We start from the raw sequence: 16,288 nt of genomic DNA on the forward strand, positions 1-16,288 counted from the left end.
CGTCCCCGGCCTTTCTCTCATCGCTTCCCGAGGAGGCTGCCATGATCCTGGGTGCCATCGCCGACGACCTGACAGGCGCGACCGACCTGTCGCTGATCCTTGCGCGCAACGGCATGCGCGTGGTCCAGACCATCGGCCTGCCGGACGACCTCGGCGCCGTCGCGGCCGAGGCCGATGCCGTGGTGGTCGCGCTGAAATCCCGCACCATCCCCGCCGACGAGGCGGTCGCGATGTCGCTGGATGCGGCCCGCGCGCTGCAGGCGGCGGGGGCGCGGCGCTTCTTCTTCAAGTATTGCTCGACCTTCGATTCCACCGACGAGGGCAATATCGGCCCCGTCGCCTCGGCGCTGATGTCCCATTTCGACATGGAATGCAGCGTTGCCTGCCCGTCCTTCCCCGAGAACGGGCGCACCGTCTATCAGGGCCATCTCTTCGTCCATGACCGGCTGATCTCGGACAGCCCGATGAAGGACCACCCGCTGACGCCGATGCGCGACCCCGATCTGGTCCGGGTGCTGTCGCGACAGACCGAGCGGCCGGTGCATCTGGTGCCGCTGGCCACCATCCGCGGCGCGCCCGGCGCCATCGCCGCGCAGGTCACCGCGACCCCGGGCATCTTCATCCTCGACGCCATCGACGACAGCGACCTGCGCGCCATCGCCCGCGATCTGGCCGATCTGCCGCTCATCACCGGCGGCTCGGCCGTGGCGATGGGGCTGCCCGACATCTACCGTGCCCGGGGCTGGCTGAGCGCGGCCGCCGCGCAAGCCCCGTTCGAGGCGCCCGCGGGCAAGGGCGTGATCCTTGCCGGTTCCTGTTCCGAGATGACCCGCAAACAGATCGACGCGGCCCGGCGGGCCGGGCTGCCGATGCTGCAGATCGACGCCGAGGGCATCGCCGAAGGCCGGGTCACCGCCGGGACTGTCGTCGATTTCGTCGAAAAGGCCGCCGGGCAGGGGCCGCTGCCGCCCGTCGTCTATTCCAGCGCCGATCCCGGGACCGTGGCCCGCGCCCAGAAGGCGCTGGGACGGATGCGCGCGGGCGAGCTGGTCGAGACCCTTCTGGGCGAGGTCGCGGCCAGCCTCGCCGGGCGCGGTTTCACCCGCATCGTCTCGGCCGGGGGCGAGACCTCGGGCGCGGTCGCAGGCGCGCTTGGCGCCTCGGCGCTCCGGATCGGGCCCGAGATCGATCCGGGCGTGCCATGGGTGATGACGCTGGATGGCGAGCGTCCGCTCTGCCTTGCGCTGAAATCGGGCAATTTCGGCAGCGAAGACTTCTTTCTCAAAGCCTGGGAGCTGCTGGCATGACCGCGATCCTGTCCGAAGCCACCGCCGCGCGCGACCGGATCTGCGCCGCGGGCAAGTCGATCTTCGATCGCGGCCTCACCTTCGGGTCGACCGGCAATATCAGCGTCCGGCTGTCGGACGGCTCGATGCTGATGACGCCCACCAATGCCTGCCTCGGCGCGCTGGACCCGGCACGGCTGTCGCGGTTCTCGGCGGATGGACAATTCCTCGACGGCGACCGGCCGACCAAGGAATCCTTCCTGCACATGTGCATGTATTGCAAGCGCCCCCATTCGAACGCGGTCGTGCATCTGCATTCGACCCATTCGGTCGCGGTCAGCATCCTGGCCGATATCGACGAGGAGGACGTGCTGCCGCCGCTGACCGCCTATTACGTGATGCGGGTGGGCCGCCTGCCGCTGATCCCCTATTTCGCGCCGGGCGATGAAAAACTGGCCCGCGCGGTCGAGGAACAGGCCGGCAGCCATCACGCGGTACTGCTGGCCAATCACGGGCCGGTGGTGGCGGGCGGCAGCCTCGAAGAGGCGCAATACGCGACCGAAGAACTGGAAGAGACTGCCCGGCTGTTCCTGATGCTGCAAGGCCACCGGATCCGTCCCCTCGGCGAGGAAGAGGCCAAGGCGCTGCGCTCGCGCAGCTGAGCGTCACCGGCGGCTACGGGTCGGGCGGCTTTGCCCTGACGCTCCGGTTGCGTCCCGGTTTCGGCCGGGATCCTTGCATCGCGGTCATGGCTGCGATGGACAGCCGGCCTCCGATCATGCCTCTGAAAGAGCATCGCGTCGCCGGGCCTCCGGTCGGCGCGGCCCTGCGACCGGCGACGGGACGGTCGGAAAAATCCGTCGCACAGGCGGGGACGCGGGCCTGATAAGAGGTTCTGATACGGGCCTTGAACTGGCCCGAAGGCGCCCGAGCTGACCGAACACCGGAAGAACGGCAATCTGCGGGCCGTCACCGCCTTGGCCTGCGTCTCTTCCTCGAAAGAACCTTCACCGCCTGGCCTCGCCCTCCGCGCCAAAGCGCTCAGGACAGAGTGACGAAATAGTCGAGCCCTTCGCTGACCAGATGGCAGACCCTCAGTTCGACCACCCGGTCGAGCACATCGACCGCCGCGCGCCGCATCAGCAGAACCGGCGCGCCCTCGCCAAGCTCCAGCGCCGCCGCCACATCGGCCGGGGCGCCCACCGCCCGAAGCTTTTCATCGGCGCGCACGATGATGATCGAATAGGCCCGCTGATACAGCACATAAAGCGCGTTCGGCAGCGGCGCCCGGTCGACAATGCCGGGATAAAGCGCGGGCGGCAGGCAGGAGCGCTCATGCGTGGTCCTGCGGCCGCCGACCGACCGGACCCGGCGGATCTCGATTACCTCCTCGGGCCGCCCGAACAGCGCCGCGCGCTCCTCGGCCGTCGCCTGCCGCCGGATCACGGTTTCCGACACCAGTTCGGGCGCGGTCAGGGTGCCGTCGGGGCTGCGCAGGCGGAAGAAGTTGAACAGCGACATCTCGGGCGTGCGCAGCGTGACGAAGGTGCCGCGCCCCTGCGCGCGCTGCACCAGCCCGCGCTTTTCCAGCTCGCTCAGCGCCTTGCGCGCGGTGCCCTGGCTGACCCCCAGTTCGGCGCCCAGCTGGGTCTCGCTGGGCAGCAGCGCGCCCGAAGGCAGCTCGCCCGATGCGATTCGCGCGACGATGGTGTCGATCACGGTCTGGTAGAGCGGTGTCGCCATGGGTCAGCCTCCTGAACTCCTCGTCAGATAGCATTCCTTCGCAAAGCCGGACAAGTCCATTACAATAAGTCTTGTATAAGAGTAGAGGTACATGTTATCCAGCCCAAGACTTGCAATCTGGGCAGTGAGGAGGACCAGACAGTGGGCAAACCACATCTTCTGAAACACGATCATTCCGACAATGTCGGCGTCGTTGTGGTCGAGGGGCTGACCGCGGGCACCGAGATGCTTTGCGTCGTCACCGCCGACAATTCCGACTTCACGGTGACCGCCAAGGCCGACATCCCGATCGGCCACAAGGTCGCGCTGAGCGATCTGAAGGAAGGCGACACGGTGCTGAAATACGGCGAGGACATCGGCCGGATGGTCGGGGCCGCCAATGTCGGCGAGCACGTTCATGTCCATAACTGCAAGACCAAACGGTGGTGACCCATGCCCTTTGATTTCAAGTCCATGACCGTCAACGCCTGGCGCCGCGAGAACGGCCGCGTGGGCGTGCGCAACCACGTCCTGATCCTGCCGGTGGACGACATCTCCAACGCCGCCTGCGAGGCCGTCGCCAATAACGTCAAGGGCACGATGGCGATCCCGCATGCCTATGGCCGGCTGCAATTCGGCGAAGATCTCGACCTGCATTTCCGCACCATCATCGGCACCGGCGCCAACCCGAACGTCGCCGCCGTGGTGGTGATCGGCATCGAGCCGGAATGGACCCAGGTCATCGTCGACGGCATCGCCAAGACCGGCAAGCCGGTCACCGGCTTCTCGATCGAGCAGAAGGGCGATTTCGAGACCATCCGCGCGGCCAGCTGGAAGGCCAAGGAATACGTGCAATGGGCGACCGAGCTGCAGAAGGAGGCCTGCCCGGTCTCGGATCTCTGGATCTCGACCAAATGCGGCGAAAGCGACACCACCACCGGCCTGTCCTCCTGCCCGACCGTCGGCAACATGTATGACAAGCTGCTGCCCGAAGGGATCTATGGCTGCTTCGGCGAGACCTCCGAGATCACCGGGGCCGAGCATATCTGCGAAAAGCGCGCCGCGACCCCCGAAGCCGGCGCCGCCTTCCGCAAGATCTTCGATGCCTATCAGGACGAGGTGATCGAGGCCCACAAGACCTCGGACCTGTCGGACAGCCAGCCGACCAAGGGCAACATTCTCGGCGGGCTGACCACGATCGAGGAAAAGGCGCTTGGCAATCTCGAGAAGATCGGCCGGAGCTCGACCTATATCGACGCCATGGGCCCCGCGGTCGCGCCCGAGAAAGGGCCGGGACTCTACTTCATGGACACCTCATCGGCAGCGGCGGAATGCGTCACGCTGATGGCGGCGGCGGGCTATGTGATCCACACCTTCCCGACCGGCCAGGGCAATGTCATAGGCAACCCGATCGTGCCGGTGATCAAGATCTCGGGCAACCCGCGCACCCTGCGCACCATGTCCGAGCATATCGATGTCGACGTGACCGGCGTGCTTACCCGCGAGCAGACCATAGACCAGGCCGGCGACGCCCTGATCGAGATGATCCTTCGCACCGCCAATGGCCGCAACACCGCGGCCGAGGCGCTGGGGCATCGCGAATTCTCGCTGACCAAGCTGTACCGGTCGGCCTGATGCGCGTCGTCGTCTCCGAGTTCATGGATACCGAGGCGCTTGCCGGGTTCGGCGAGGAGGTCGAGGTGGTCCATGACCCGGGCCTTGTGGATGACCGGGGGGCGCTCATCGCGGCGCTTCCCGGCACCCATGGCCTGATCGTGCGCAACCGGACGCAGGTCGATGCCGCCCTGCTGGAGGCGGCGCCCGATCTGCGCGTCGTCGGCCGGCTTGGCGTCGGGCTCGACAATATCGACCTCGCTTCCTGCAAGGCCCGGGGCGTCAAAGTCTGCCCGGCGACCGGCGCCAATACCCTGTCGGTTGCCGAATATGTCATCTCGACCGCGCTGTCGCTCTTGCGCGGCGCCTATGGCTCGAAGGCGGCGATGATCGCGGGCGAGTGGCCGCGCAACGCGCTGATCGGCGGCGAGGCCTCGGGCCGGGTGATGGGGCTGGTGGGCTATGGCGGCATCGCCCGCGCGGTGGCCGAGCGCGCCCGCGCGCTGGGAATGCGGATCGCGGCCCATGATCCCTTCCTCGATGCAGCCGACCCGGTCTGGCAGGGGGTCGAGAACTGCACCCTGCCCGAGCTTCTGGCCCGGGCCGACATTCTGTCCCTGCATGTCCCGCTGAGCGAGGGCACCCGCAACCTGATCGGACCCGAGGCGATCTCGGCGATGAAGCCGGGCGCCATTGTCATCAACACCGCCCGCGGCGGCGTGATCGACGAGCCGGCTCTGGCGCGGGCGCTGACCCAAGGCCGGCTTGGCGGCGCCGCGCTCGACGTCTTCGCGACCGAGCCCCTGACCGCCGAGGCCGGAAAGATCTTCGAGGGGGTGCCGAACCTGATCCTGACCCCGCATATCGCGGGCGTCACCGATGAGGGCAATGTGCGGGTCAGCACCGTCACCGTCCGGAACGTGAAGGAGGCGCTTGCCGATGCCCCGGCCTGACGCAGAAATGACCCGCACCGAGGCCGAGGCGCTGATCGCCCGCATCCTCGAGGCCCGCGGCACCTCGGCCCGCAATGCGCAAAGCGTGGCCCGCGCGCTTGTCGCCGCCGAGATCGACGGCCAGGCCGGGCACGGCTTTTCCCGCGTCGCCTCCTATGCGGCGCAGGCCGGGTCGGGCAAGGTCACCGGGGCGGCCTGCCCAGTTGCCCTGCGGAGCGGCGCCCGGGTCGATATCGACGCGCGGAACGGCTTTGCCTATCCGGCCATCGACCTCGCCATATCCGAACTGACCGAGATGGCGCCCGAACACGGCATCGCCATGGCCGCGATCCGCCGCTCGCATCATTGCGGCCAGCTCGGCGCCCATGTCGAACGGCTGGCCGAGGCCGGGTTCGCCGCGCTGATGGTCGCCAATACGCCCAAGGCGATGGCGCCCTGGGGCGGCGGCTCGGCGCTGTTCGGCACCAATCCCATCGCATTCGCCGCTCCGCGCGCCGACGAGCCGCCGCTGGTGATCGACCTGTCGCTGTCGAAGGTGGCGCGCGGCAAGGTGATGGCGGCCTCGAAATCCGGCCAGCCGATCCCCGAGGGCTGGGCGCTCGATGCCGAGGGGCGGCCGACGACCGATCCCGAGGCCGCGCTGGGGGGCACGATGGTGCCCGCGGGCGATGCCAAGGGCGCCGCGCTGGCGCTGGTGGTCGAGATCCTGGCCGCGACCCTGACCGGGGCCAACCGCTCGGACGAGGCCAGCTCGTTCTTCGAGGCCGAGGGCGCGCCGCCCGGCGTCGGCCAGACCATCCTCGCCTTCGACGTCGCGCGGGCGCCGGGCTTCGGCGAACGGCTCGAGGGGCTTCTGGACGCGATGCTGGCGCAGGAGGGCACGCGGCTGCCGGGGGAAAGGCGGCTCAGGGGCCGTTCCGACAGCGCCGGGCGCGTCCGCGTCCCGGGCCATCTGATGGAGGAGCTTTCGACCCTGCCCTCCTGAGGGCAGGCCTTCCCCCGACATCCAAGACCAACAGAGCACGGGGGGCCAGAACCCCGGCCGGCCATATCGACCGCGTCCCGCCTGCCGGGTGCGGAGTTTCTTTGGGAGGAGAACGACATGACCAAGTTCACGCTTTACGCCGCCGCGGGCGCCATCGCGGCCGCGCTGTTCGCAGCCCCCGCCAGCGCCGGGGACTTCCCGCCGGGCCAGGTAGAATACATCATCCCGTTCGGGCCGGGGGGCGAATCCGACATCACCGCCCGGCTGCAACAGCCCTATTTCGAGAAGCTCTACGGCGAACAGATGATCGTGTCCTACAAGCCCGGCGGCGGCGGCGCGGTGGGCTGGTCTCAGCTCAACGGCATGGCGGCGGACGGCTCGGTCATCATGGGGGTGAACCTGCCCCATACCATCATCAAGCCGCTGCAGGGCAATGTCGGCTTCGAGACCGACGACATCGTCAATGCCTACATCTTCCACTACACGCCCGATGCCATCGTGGTGCGCGCCGACAGCCCCTATCAAAGCCTCGACGACCTGATAGCGGCGGCGAAGGAAAGCCCCCGGAAGATCACCTTCTCGGGCTCGGGCAAGGGCACCGCGAACCACCTGGTCTCGGTCCGCTTCGACGAGTTGGCCGGGATCGAGACGACCTATGTCTCGTTCAAGGGCACCGGCGCGGCCGTCACCGCCATGCTGGGCGGGCAGGTCAGCGCCGAATGGGGCTATACCACCGTCGGCGGCGGCCAGGGCGACAAGGTCCGGATGCTGGCCGTCGCCATGGAAGAGCGTCACCCCGCCTTCCCCGATGTGCCGACCTTCCGCGAGCTTGGCTATGACATCGTCTCGGGCGCCTATCGCGGCGTCGCCGTGCCGAAGGACACGCCCGAAGAAACCCGGCAGGCGGTCTCCGACGCCATCGCCGCGATCAATGCCGACCCCGAGTTCCGTCAGAAGATGATCGATGGCGGCTTCGCCCTGATCGACGTGCCCTACGGCCCCGAGATGGATGCCTGGATGAAGGCGCGCGCCGAGGAATACATCCCCGCCGCCAGAGCCGCTGGCGTGATCGACTGATCGTCCGGCAGGGCGGAGGCGGGCGTCCCGGGTCCCGGGCGGTCCGCCCCTCTCTGCCCTTGATTGCGCGGGCCCCGTCCGGGCCCTCATTCCCTCGGCTCACGGAACCCGATCATGCTGGACTTCTTCCTTGCGGCCCTGACGCCGCTCAACCTTCTGCTGGCGCTCGCGGGCGTCGCGGCGGGCACCATCATCGGCTCGGTTCCGGGCCTGACCGCGACCATGGCCGTCGCCGTGCTGGTGCCGCTGACCTTCGGCATGCCGCCCGAAAGCGCGCTGATCCTGCTGGGCGCGATCTACACGGGCGCGATCTATGGCGGGGCCTATGCCGCCATTCTGCTGAACACCCCCGGCACGCCCTCGGCCATCGGCACCACCTTCGACGGCTACCCGATGGCCAAGCGCGGCGACGGCGACCTGGCGGTGACCATCGCCTGCCTGTCCTCTCTGGTCGGCGGCATCGTCGGCGCGTGCGCTCTCTTGCTGCTGGCCCCGCCCCTGGCCGAGGCAGCACTTGCCTTCGGCCCGGTCGAGTATTTCTGGCTGGCGATCTTCGGCCTGTCGCTGATCGCGGCGCTCAGCACCCGCGACTTCCTGAAAGGGCTGATCGGCGCCGCCTTCGGCATCCTGATCGCCATGGTCGGCATTTCCGAAACCTCGGCCGAGGTCCGCTTCACCTTCGGGTCAAACACGCTTCTGGGCGGGATCGAGACGGTCTCGGCGCTGATCGGGCTTTACTGCGTGCCGGTCCTGATCGAGCTGGCCGCGACCTCGGGACGCCATCTCAAGGAAGATACCGGCGGCACCCGCGGCTTCCGCCTGCCCGAGGCGTTCTCGACCCTGATGCGGCACAAGCTCAATGTCATCCGCAGCTCGGTCATCGGCACCCTTGTCGGCGCCCTGCCCGGCGCGGGCGGCTCGATCGCGGGGCTGGTGGCCTATTCCGAGGCCCGCCGCACCGACCGCCGCGCGCCCGCCTATGGCCAGGGCAATCCCGGCGGCATCGTCGCCACCGAAAGCGCGAACAACGCTACCGTGGGCGGCGGCTTCATCCCGACGCTGGTGCTGGGCATTCCGGGCACGCCGCCCGATGCGGTGATCCTCGGCGCGCTGCTGGTGCAGGGCGTCCGGACCGGGCCCACGCTTTTCGCCGACGGATCGAGCATCGTCTACACCTTCATCTTCGGGCTGTTCCTCGCGACATTGCTGATGCTGCCGGTCGGGCTGTTGATCGGCCGCTTCGCCTATCGGTCCATCGTGCGGGCGCCGAAGGCGGGGCTGGTGCCGGTCGTGGCCTTCATGACCATCATCGGCAGCTTCGCGATCCGCAACAGCCTGTCGGATGTCGGCATCATGCTGGCGCTTGGCGTGGTGGGCTGGGTCGCCAACCGGCGCGGCTTCTCGGTCTCGCCCATCGTGCTGGGCCTGATCCTCGGGCGCATCGCCGAAGAGGGCTTCGTGCAGAGCTGGACCATCGGCGATGCCATGGGCAATGTCTGGGGTCAGTTCTTCGGGCGGCCGCTGTCGCTGGTCATCATCGCGCTGACGCTGCTGAGCTTTGTCTACCCGTTCCTGCCGGCCCTGACCCGGGCGCTGCGCCGGCGCGGCACCGCACTGCCTGCCCCCTCGGACAAGCGCGAACCGGCCGACCCGGCCGCGATTCTGCGCGATCTGGCTGGCATCGGCGTCATGGCCGCCATCGCGGGCGTCGCGCTCTGGCAATGCGCGGGCCTCAACCCCGAGGCCGCCGTCTTCCCCCGCACCATCGCCACCGGGATGCTGGTGCTCTGCGGCCTCGCGGCGCTGGAAACGCTGCTGACCCGCCGCGTGGTCGAGGACCGCAGCTACGGCTCGACCGGGCGCCGCGCGGGTGTCGTGCTGTCGATGGCGGCGGGCATCGCGCTGGCGCCGGTGCTGGGCTTTGCCACGGCCGGGATCGCGATGGCGCTGGGGCTGATGCTGAGTTCGGAGCACAACAACCGCAGCCTCAGGGGCTGGGGCCTTCTGGCGCTCAGCGTCGCCGCCGTGATCACCGTCTTCACCATCGGCTTTCGCGAGGCGCTGTCGGTGCCGCTGCCCGGCGGCCTGATCTTCTGACCGCGACAGACCAGAAAGGATTGACCCGTCCCATGACCGATCACCCCGCCACGATGCCCCGCCTCCGGAGCATCCTCGGCCGCGCCGATGCGCTCTGGCCCGGCCTTCTGGTCTGCGGCCTGGCCGCGCTGGCCGCGCAGTTCCTGTCCGACCATTACGGCGCCCCGGCCATGCTGATGGCGCTGCTGCTGGGGCTGTCGCTGCATTTCCTGGTCGAGGATGGCGACCGCTGCGCCGCCGGGATCGGGCTCGCGGCCCGGACCGTGCTGCGGATCGGCGTGGCGCTTCTGGGCGCGCGGATCAGCTTCGAGCTTTTCACCGAGCTCGGCCTGCCGGTGGTCGGCCTTGTCATCGGCGCGCTGGCCGCGACCATGGGCTTCGGCTGGCTTGCCGCCCGGATGCTGGGACGGGGCTGGCGGCTGGCGATCCTGACGGCGGGCGCGGTCTCGATCTGCGGCGCCTCGGCCGCCATGGCCATCGCCGCCGTGCTGCCCAAGAACGAGCTGTCGGAACGCAATCTCAGCTTTACCGTCTTCGGGGTCACGCTTCTGTCGACCGTGGCGATGGTGCTTTACCCGGTGATCGCGACGCTTCTGGGGCTCAGCGACCTGCAATCGGGCGTCTTCCTCGGGGGGACCATCCACGATGTGGCGCAGGTGGTGGGCGCGGGCTTCTCGGTGTCCGACGCGGTCGGCGAGACTGCCACGACGCTCAAGCTGATCCGGGTCTCGATGCTGGCGCCCTTCGTGCTGATCCTGACCCTGGCGCTGCGCGGCGCGGGAGCGCAGGACCAGTCGGGGGCGAAACGTCCGCCGATCCTGCCGGGCTTCGTCATCGCCTTCCTGATCCTCGCCCTGATCAACTCGCTGGGCTGGATCCCGGTGCCCGCTCAGGCGCTGCTCTGGGCGCTGTCGAAATGGGCCATGCTGACCGCGATTGCCGCCGTAGGCATGAAGACCGACCTCAAGCGCATCCTCTCGGTCCCGCCGCAATCGGTGGTGCTGATCTTCCTCGAGACGCTGTTCATCGCGGGGGTGGTGCTGGCCGGGGTGATGGTGCTGCTGTGACGGGCGGGCCGCGCGGCACCCCATGAAGCCTGGAGGCGCGGCAGGACCTTCGCCCGGGACGAGGTCCGAGGCGAGGTCCGGTCGCATCGGCCGGAAGAATGTCCGGGGCCCGGAACCGTCATCGGCCAAAGCCGCGGCGCCGCTTGTGCCGCCGCGGACCGGGGAGGTGGCGGCGGCGCTGCAACATCCGTCCGGATCGTCACGTCCCCGCCTGCCGGCTGCGGGGGCGCCCGCCCCCCGCAGCGCGACCCTGCCCTCCTGTCGCTAGAAAAGCAGGTTGGGCAGCCAGAGCGCGAGCTGGGGCGTTGCAAGCATCAGCGCGATCATCGCCATCAGCGCGAGGATGAACGGGGTCACGCCGATGAACACGTCGGTCAGCTCGCCCCGGCCGCGCACGCCATGCACGACATAGCAGAGCATGCCGATGGGCGGCGTCAGTACCGAGGTCTCGGCGATCAGCACCATCATCACCCCGAACCAGATCGGATCATAGCCAAGGCCGACCACGATCGGCGTGACGATCGGGATCGTCAGCACGATCATTGCCAGGGTGTCCATGAACATGCCCAGCACCAGATAGACCGAGAGGATCACCAGCATCGTGGCCAGCGGGCTCCAGTTCAGCCCCCGGACAAGGTCGTTGACCGTACCGGCCATGCCGGTCGCGCCGATGACGAAATTCAGCAGAAAGGCCAGCAGCGTGATCAGGATCATCATCGACGAGGTCCGGACCGTGCCGAGGAAGACCTCGACCATCATCGGCCAGCTCAGCCGCCGATAGAGCGCGGTCAGCCCCAGCGCGGCGACAACCCCGACCGAAGCGGCCTCGGTCGGCGTCGCCCAGCCCGCATAGATCGACCCGATCACCAGCCCGAACAGCCCGATCGGCGGGGCAAGATCCGAGAGGCTGTGCAGCAGTGCCCGCGCCGTGGGCGGCCTGCGGTCGCCATCGAGAGAGGGCCGGAGAATGCAGAGCACCAGGATCGTCATCGAGAAGATCGCGGCCAGCACGATGCCGGGGACCAGCCCCGCCATGAACAGCCGCGGCACCGAGGTGTCGGTCAAAAAGCCGTAGATGATCATGTTGATCGAGGGCGGGATCAGGATGCCGAGCGTGCCGCCCGCGGCGAGGCTGCCCAGAAACAGCCGCTCGCTGTAGCCATGTCGGTCGACCTGCGGCATCGCGGTGGTGCCGATCGTGGCCGCGGTCGCGACGCTCGACCCGGAGGTCGCGGCGAACAGCGCGCTGGCCCCGATATTGGCATGCATCAGCCCGCCGGGCAGCCAGCCGAGCCAGGCCGAAACGCCGGCATACATCCGGTCCGCGATCCCCGAGCGCAGCAATATCTCGCCCATCATGATGAACATCGGGATCGCGATCAGGGTGAATTCGATACTGTGAGACCAGGCGATTTCGCCGAAGGCCCGTTGCAGGGGAAACGGCGTCAGCAGCCAGTCCAGCAGCACCGCCAGCCAGCCAAGCACCGCGGCAATCGGCAGGCCCAGCGCGATCAACAGGAACAAGAGTATCAGCGCAATGCCCATGTCATATTCTCCGCGAGGCGGACTCGGAGGCGCCCAGATCGGCCGCCAGGTCCCAATCGCCGCGCGCAAGCGCCCGCACCAGGTCGAACAGCAGCGCGATCAGGCAGATCAGGAAGAAGATCAGCCCCGCAAGCCAGGCCGCCTGCGGCATCCACAGGGGCGTTGCAAGCGGCGTGCTGGCGCGCGCGCCCAGCCGGAGCGACTCGGCCAGGGTGCCCCAGGCATGGGTCACGACAATGCCGATGATGCCGGCGAAGGCCGCCAGCGCCAGCACGTCCAGACATCGCTGCAGCCGGGAGGGCAGGCGCAGATAGACCAGATCGACGCGGATATGGGCGCGCATGAACAGCGCCTGGGCAAAGCCCCAGGCCATGGCGACGGCAAAGGCATAGCCTGCCAGCTCGTCGACGCCGACGAGGCTGTGATGAAACAGCCTCCGCATCAGGATTTCAGCGGTCATCAGCCCCGCCGATGCCAGCAGCAGCAGACCGCTGCCGATGGCCGCGAAACGGGCAAGCCGCGCCAGCTTGCGGGAAATCAGCGGGGCGTCCAAGCCGCTTACCCCGCCGGATCGAGCTGGATATCGACGACCTGGCCGACCGTCTCGTTCCAGCGCGCCACGCAATCGGCGCCGCAGGCCCGGGTGAATTCCGGCATCACCTGCTCGGCCACGATCCGGCGCAGGCGCTCATTGTCCTCGTCGCTCAGCTCGACCAGGGTCAGATCGGTCTTCGTCAGGTTGCGCGGCGCGGTCGCCTCGGGTTCGCAGCGGTCGTCGCCGACCGAACACCAGATGCCCTGCCGGGTCGCGACCCGGGCCATCTCCCAGCCCGCGGGCTCCAGCCGGTCGCGGATCTCGTCGCGCAGGAAGGCCTGCACCGCCGGGTCGAGCCCGTCCCAGGTGCGGGAATTGGCGACGATGAAATTGACGCCCCAGCCCACGGTCAGATCGACGAGATGGGTGGTGACATCGGTCCATTTGGCATTGTTGCCGGAATTGGCGCCGGTGAAGGCGCAGTCGATCACGCCGCGCTGCAGGGCGGGCACGACCTCGTTGAAGGCCATGGTCACGGGCGTCGCGTCCAGCGCGGCGGTCAGCGAGGCGGTCGTGGTCGAGAAGACGCGGACCTTCTTGCCGGCCAGATCGTCCAGATCCTCGACCTGGGCCGCGCACCACAGAACCTGGGCGCCGGTCGGCCAGAAGCCCAGCGGCACCACGCCGAGCCGGTCTCGATAGCGCTCTTCCAGCACCGGGCGGTAGGCGTCGATCACCTGTTGCAGCGTGTCGATATCCTGCGCCAGCCCGGCCAGATCGATCGAGTCGTTTTCGGGCAGCTCGCCCGAGATCAGCGTGGTGCTGCCGGCGATGATATCGGCGATGCCCGCGCCCGCCAGCCGCATCAGCTCGGGCCCCTTCACGCCCAGATCGGTCATGCTCACGGCCTCGGCGGTGACGCGGCCGTCGCTGTCGGCCGGCACGGTCTCGGTCCAGAACGGCTGCAGCACATTGGTCCAGTTGGGCGAGTTGACGGGCGAGCCGATCACGGAAAGCTCGGTGGCGGGCAGATCGCCGGCCTGCACGGCCAGCGGCGCAAGCCCGGCAAGCGCCGCGGCGCCGAAGAGTCTGGAAAGCGTGGTCATGTGTCTGATCTCTCTCTGTCGGAAAGGGAACGGCCTTGCCCCGGGGGGAAGGGCAAGGCCGGCAGATGTCGGCTTATCCTGCCGCTTCTTTCATCTTGCCGTGGGACAACCCACGGTCGGGGGGGGCAATGTTCAGCCGCACCATGTCGCGCAGCAGCTGGACGATGGCCATCGAGCTTTCGCCCTCGGCGCCATCGACGATAAAGCGCGAGGTGCAATAGCGCATCTCCCAGCCGCCCGCGTCGAGGCAGGCGCGGATCATGCGCTGTTCGGTTTCGGGGTCCTGCACCAGTTCCCTGTCCTTCAACAGGAAGCCCAGCATCGCGGCGATGCCATAGGCGCCCCAGTTCGAGATCGAGGCGGGCAGGAAGATGTCGGTTGCCGTCACCGTGATGGCACCGCCCGGCTTGTCGGTCTGGGTCTCGCGCCCATAGGGGTGGAAATCCTGCATGAAGGAATGGATCCGTCCGAAGCCGATCTCGTTGCCATTGTCGCCGACGCCGACGCTCAGCACGCCCTTGGCGGCGGCCTGATCGAAGAGCGGCGCGACATTGACGCAGTTCTTGGGCGCGACGCCGGTCGAGTAATGCACGATGCCGGTCTCGTTCGGCCCCAGGCGCTCGATCGCGATGATCGCCTTGGGCTGCATCCGCTCCAGCAGATCGCGCGCCCAGTCATCGACCGCGGCCTGATCCTCGGGCGCGGTGACCTGGGCCGCGCCCATGCGGCGGCCCTTGGCCAGGTCGTAGTCGCGCACCATCAGCCCCGCCGCCTCGGAGGAGGCCTTGATCGGCGGCGCATGGCAGACTTCCGACACATAGACCGGGACCGCCTTCAGCCCCCAATACAGAGCCCGGGCCAGCGACACCGCGCCGGGCGGGCCGTCGCTTTCGCCATGGGGCACTTCGGGCAGGTAGCCCGCGCCGGTCACGATCAGCACGACATCGCCCTCGCCGACATGTTCGACCAGCGCCTCGGCGGCGCGCGCCGTGATCGGGCGTCCGCCGCCCTCGCGCCGCGCCTCGTCATAGATCGGGGCGATGATATTGTGGTTCATGCCGCGGTTGCGCATTTCGACAGTCACCAACCGGTCGACATATTCACCAATGATATCGGGCACGTAGCTATTCCTTCCTCGAACGCATGGTCTGTCGGCGATGGTAGTGAGACAGCGCGCGGTCTGGCGAATCGAATTTTGGAATATGCCATCAGGAAAAGTTATGCCCTTGCGGGAAATGTCCGGCCATGTTTGCCTGCCCGGGGCCTCGCGGCTGCGGGAGAAGCCGGAAGGAGACGCTGGTGCGATCGCTCAACCACCGCCAGATGCTGGCTTTTCGCGCCGTGATGATCAGCGGCAGCATGACCGCGGCGGGTCGCATCCTGCATGTCAGCCAACCCGCCGTGACCCGGCTGGTGCGCGATCTCGAGGCCGAGCTGGGCTTGGTGCTTTTCGTCCGGAAATGGTCGAGCGTCCGGCCGACCGCCGAGGCCGTCGCGCTGTTCCGAGAGGTCGAGAAATACTTCGAGTCGATGGAGCGTATCCGCGACAATGCCCGGCAGATGCGCGAGAAGCAGGATGGCCGGTTGCGGATCGCCGCCATGTCGACGCTGTCATCGGGCGCCCTGCCCGAGGCCATCCGCCGCTTTCGCACCCGCCAGCCCGAGACCGATTTCTTCATCCATTCCGACAATTCCGTCCATATTCTCGATGCCCTGCAACATGACGAGTTTTCGGTCGGCCTCTGCCGCGTGCCGCCCGAGCGTGCCGATATCGACCATGTCGAGATGCCGGTTTCCTCGGCGATCTGCCTGCTGCCGCGCGACCATCCGCTGGCCCGTCAGGACAGCGTCTCGGTCGCGGATCTGGCCGGGCAGCCCTTCATCTCGCTGGGCATCAGCAGCCTGCTGCGGATGCAGATCGAGGCCTCGATGGAAGCCGCGGGCGTCCAGCCCGGCCGCACCGTCCAGACCCTCTATTCGAACACCGTTCCAAGCTATGTCTCGGCCGGGCTGGGTATTTCCGTCGCCGACATCTTCTCGGTCATGGCGATAGATCCCGAGAAGATCGCCGTGAAACCCTTCGTTCCGGCCATCGAGTTCCGGTTCTCCGCGATCTTTCCTGCCCATGCCCGCAGCCCGGGCGCCGAAATCTTCTCGCGGGTATTCTTCGACGTCGTCAGGGATCAGATCGCCGAGGTCGAGCAGCTTTTCCGGACATAGACCCACCGCTCCGCCCGGACGCCCCCGTCGGGATGGAGGCTGTCCGCCCGGACCGACGCCCTTCCGCAAGAGACCTTTCTG

Annotated in this window: 15 protein-coding genes; 10 read left to right on the plus strand and 5 right to left on the minus strand. The window is 68.1% G+C overall.

Translation table 11 applies throughout. The features are described 5' to 3' along the window. Positions 1–41 precede the first annotated feature (41 nt). Both otnK and otnC read left to right on the plus strand, forming a co-directional pair. Positions 42–1,307 (plus strand): 3-oxo-tetronate kinase, encoded by a 1,266-nt coding sequence (gene otnK, locus A6W98_RS04170; protein ID WP_042458276.1) that lies wholly within the window; start codon positions 42–44, stop codon positions 1,305–1,307. Continuing rightward, the gene (otnC, locus tag A6W98_RS04175; protein ID WP_042458279.1) at positions 1,304–1,948 is read left to right on the plus strand and encodes a 3-oxo-tetronate 4-phosphate decarboxylase; all 645 of its coding nucleotides are present in this window, start codon (positions 1,304–1,306) and stop codon (positions 1,946–1,948) included. The genes otnK and otnC overlap by 4 nt, the downstream gene beginning before the upstream one ends. 379 nt (positions 1,949–2,327) lie before the next feature. On the opposite strand, the gene A6W98_RS04180 is transcribed toward otnC, so the two are convergent. Next, entirely contained in the window at positions 2,328–3,029 is a 702-nt protein-coding gene (locus A6W98_RS04180; RefSeq protein ID WP_042458282.1) for a GntR family transcriptional regulator, read from the minus strand. A gap of 141 nt (positions 3,030–3,170) precedes the next feature. Between A6W98_RS04180 and A6W98_RS04185 the strand changes: the two genes are divergently transcribed. The 7 genes from A6W98_RS04185 to A6W98_RS04215 all read left to right on the plus strand — a co-directional run bounded on the left by A6W98_RS04185 (position 3,171) and on the right by A6W98_RS04215 (position 10,801). After that, entirely contained in the window at positions 3,171–3,458 is a 288-nt protein-coding gene (locus tag A6W98_RS04185) for a UxaA family hydrolase (RefSeq protein WP_042458285.1), read from the plus strand. A gap of 3 nt (positions 3,459–3,461) precedes the next feature. Beyond that, positions 3,462–4,643, plus strand: coding sequence for a UxaA family hydrolase (locus A6W98_RS04190; protein WP_042458287.1), 1,182 nt, complete (start codon positions 3,462–3,464; stop codon positions 4,641–4,643). Then, positions 4,643–5,575, plus strand: coding sequence for a hydroxyacid dehydrogenase (locus tag A6W98_RS04195; RefSeq protein ID WP_042458290.1), 933 nt, complete (start codon positions 4,643–4,645; stop codon positions 5,573–5,575). Before A6W98_RS04190 ends, A6W98_RS04195 begins: the two co-directional genes overlap by 1 nt. After that, a complete protein-coding gene (locus tag A6W98_RS04200) occupies positions 5,562–6,560 on the plus strand; it encodes an Ldh family oxidoreductase (protein ID WP_042458293.1) in 999 nt (332 codons plus the stop codon). The genes A6W98_RS04195 and A6W98_RS04200 overlap by 14 nt, the downstream gene beginning before the upstream one ends. 117 nt (positions 6,561–6,677) lie before the next feature. Continuing rightward, a complete protein-coding gene (locus A6W98_RS04205) occupies positions 6,678–7,637 on the plus strand; it encodes a tripartite tricarboxylate transporter substrate binding protein (protein ID WP_042458295.1) in 960 nt (319 codons plus the stop codon). Positions 7,638–7,751: 114 nt separating this feature from the next. After that, complete coding sequence (locus tag A6W98_RS04210) at positions 7,752–9,734, plus strand: tripartite tricarboxylate transporter permease (RefSeq protein ID WP_042458298.1); 1,983 nt, start codon at positions 7,752–7,754, stop codon at positions 9,732–9,734. 32 nt (positions 9,735–9,766) lie between these two features. Continuing rightward, complete coding sequence (locus A6W98_RS04215) at positions 9,767–10,801, plus strand: YeiH family protein (RefSeq protein ID WP_052677915.1); 1,035 nt, start codon at positions 9,767–9,769, stop codon at positions 10,799–10,801. Between the two features lie 264 nt (positions 10,802–11,065). Here A6W98_RS04215 and A6W98_RS04220 read toward each other — a convergent pair whose 3' ends face one another. From A6W98_RS04220 to A6W98_RS04235, 4 genes are all read right to left on the minus strand, one after another. Further along, the gene (locus tag A6W98_RS04220; RefSeq protein WP_042458300.1) at positions 11,066–12,346 is read right to left on the minus strand and encodes a TRAP transporter large permease; all 1,281 of its coding nucleotides are present in this window, start codon (positions 12,344–12,346) and stop codon (positions 11,066–11,068) included. A gap of 1 nt (position 12,347) precedes the next feature. Then, positions 12,348–12,899, minus strand: coding sequence for a TRAP transporter small permease subunit (locus A6W98_RS04225; RefSeq protein ID WP_052677916.1), 552 nt, complete (start codon positions 12,897–12,899; stop codon positions 12,348–12,350). A gap of 5 nt (positions 12,900–12,904) precedes the next feature. Beyond that, positions 12,905–13,987: a TRAP transporter substrate-binding protein gene (locus tag A6W98_RS04230; RefSeq protein WP_042458303.1), complete on the minus strand. Its 1,083-nt coding sequence runs from the start codon at positions 13,985–13,987 to the stop codon at positions 12,905–12,907. A 73-nt stretch (positions 13,988–14,060) separates the two neighbouring features. After that, positions 14,061–15,107, minus strand: a complete 1,047-nt coding sequence (locus A6W98_RS04235) for a glutamate cyclase domain-containing protein (RefSeq protein ID WP_042458306.1) — start codon at positions 15,105–15,107, stop codon at positions 14,061–14,063. A 179-nt stretch (positions 15,108–15,286) separates the two neighbouring features. Here A6W98_RS04235 and A6W98_RS04240 point away from each other — a divergent pair, with 179 nt between their 5' ends. Continuing rightward, positions 15,287–16,207, plus strand: a complete 921-nt coding sequence (locus A6W98_RS04240; protein WP_052677917.1) for a LysR family transcriptional regulator — start codon at positions 15,287–15,289, stop codon at positions 16,205–16,207. Positions 16,208–16,288: the final 81 nt, after the last annotated feature.

This window comes from Rhodovulum sulfidophilum DSM 1374 (assembly GCF_001633165.1).
Taxonomy (GTDB): domain Bacteria; phylum Pseudomonadota; class Alphaproteobacteria; order Rhodobacterales; family Rhodobacteraceae; genus Rhodovulum; species Rhodovulum sulfidophilum.

Excerpts from the sequence above, each read along its gene's own strand:
- otnK (WP_042458276.1), top strand. The coding sequence starts at position 42 with ATGATCCTGGGTGCCATCGCCGACGACCTGACAGGCGCGACCGACCTG.
- otnC (WP_042458279.1), top strand. The coding sequence starts at position 1,304 with ATGACCGCGATCCTGTCCGAAGCCACCGCCGCGCGCGACCGGATCTGC.
- A6W98_RS04180 (WP_042458282.1), bottom strand. The coding sequence starts at position 3,029 with ATGGCGACACCGCTCTACCAGACCGTGATCGACACCATCGTCGCGCGA.
- A6W98_RS04190 (WP_042458287.1), top strand. The coding sequence starts at position 3,462 with ATGCCCTTTGATTTCAAGTCCATGACCGTCAACGCCTGGCGCCGCGAG.
- A6W98_RS04195 (WP_042458290.1), top strand. The coding sequence starts at position 4,643 with ATGCGCGTCGTCGTCTCCGAGTTCATGGATACCGAGGCGCTTGCCGGG.
- A6W98_RS04200 (WP_042458293.1), top strand. The coding sequence starts at position 5,562 with ATGCCCCGGCCTGACGCAGAAATGACCCGCACCGAGGCCGAGGCGCTG.
- A6W98_RS04205 (WP_042458295.1), top strand. The coding sequence starts at position 6,678 with ATGACCAAGTTCACGCTTTACGCCGCCGCGGGCGCCATCGCGGCCGCG.
- A6W98_RS04210 (WP_042458298.1), top strand. The coding sequence starts at position 7,752 with ATGCTGGACTTCTTCCTTGCGGCCCTGACGCCGCTCAACCTTCTGCTG.
- A6W98_RS04215 (WP_052677915.1), top strand. The coding sequence starts at position 9,767 with ATGACCGATCACCCCGCCACGATGCCCCGCCTCCGGAGCATCCTCGGC.
- A6W98_RS04220 (WP_042458300.1), bottom strand. The coding sequence starts at position 12,346 with ATGGGCATTGCGCTGATACTCTTGTTCCTGTTGATCGCGCTGGGCCTG.
- A6W98_RS04230 (WP_042458303.1), bottom strand. The coding sequence starts at position 13,987 with ATGACCACGCTTTCCAGACTCTTCGGCGCCGCGGCGCTTGCCGGGCTT.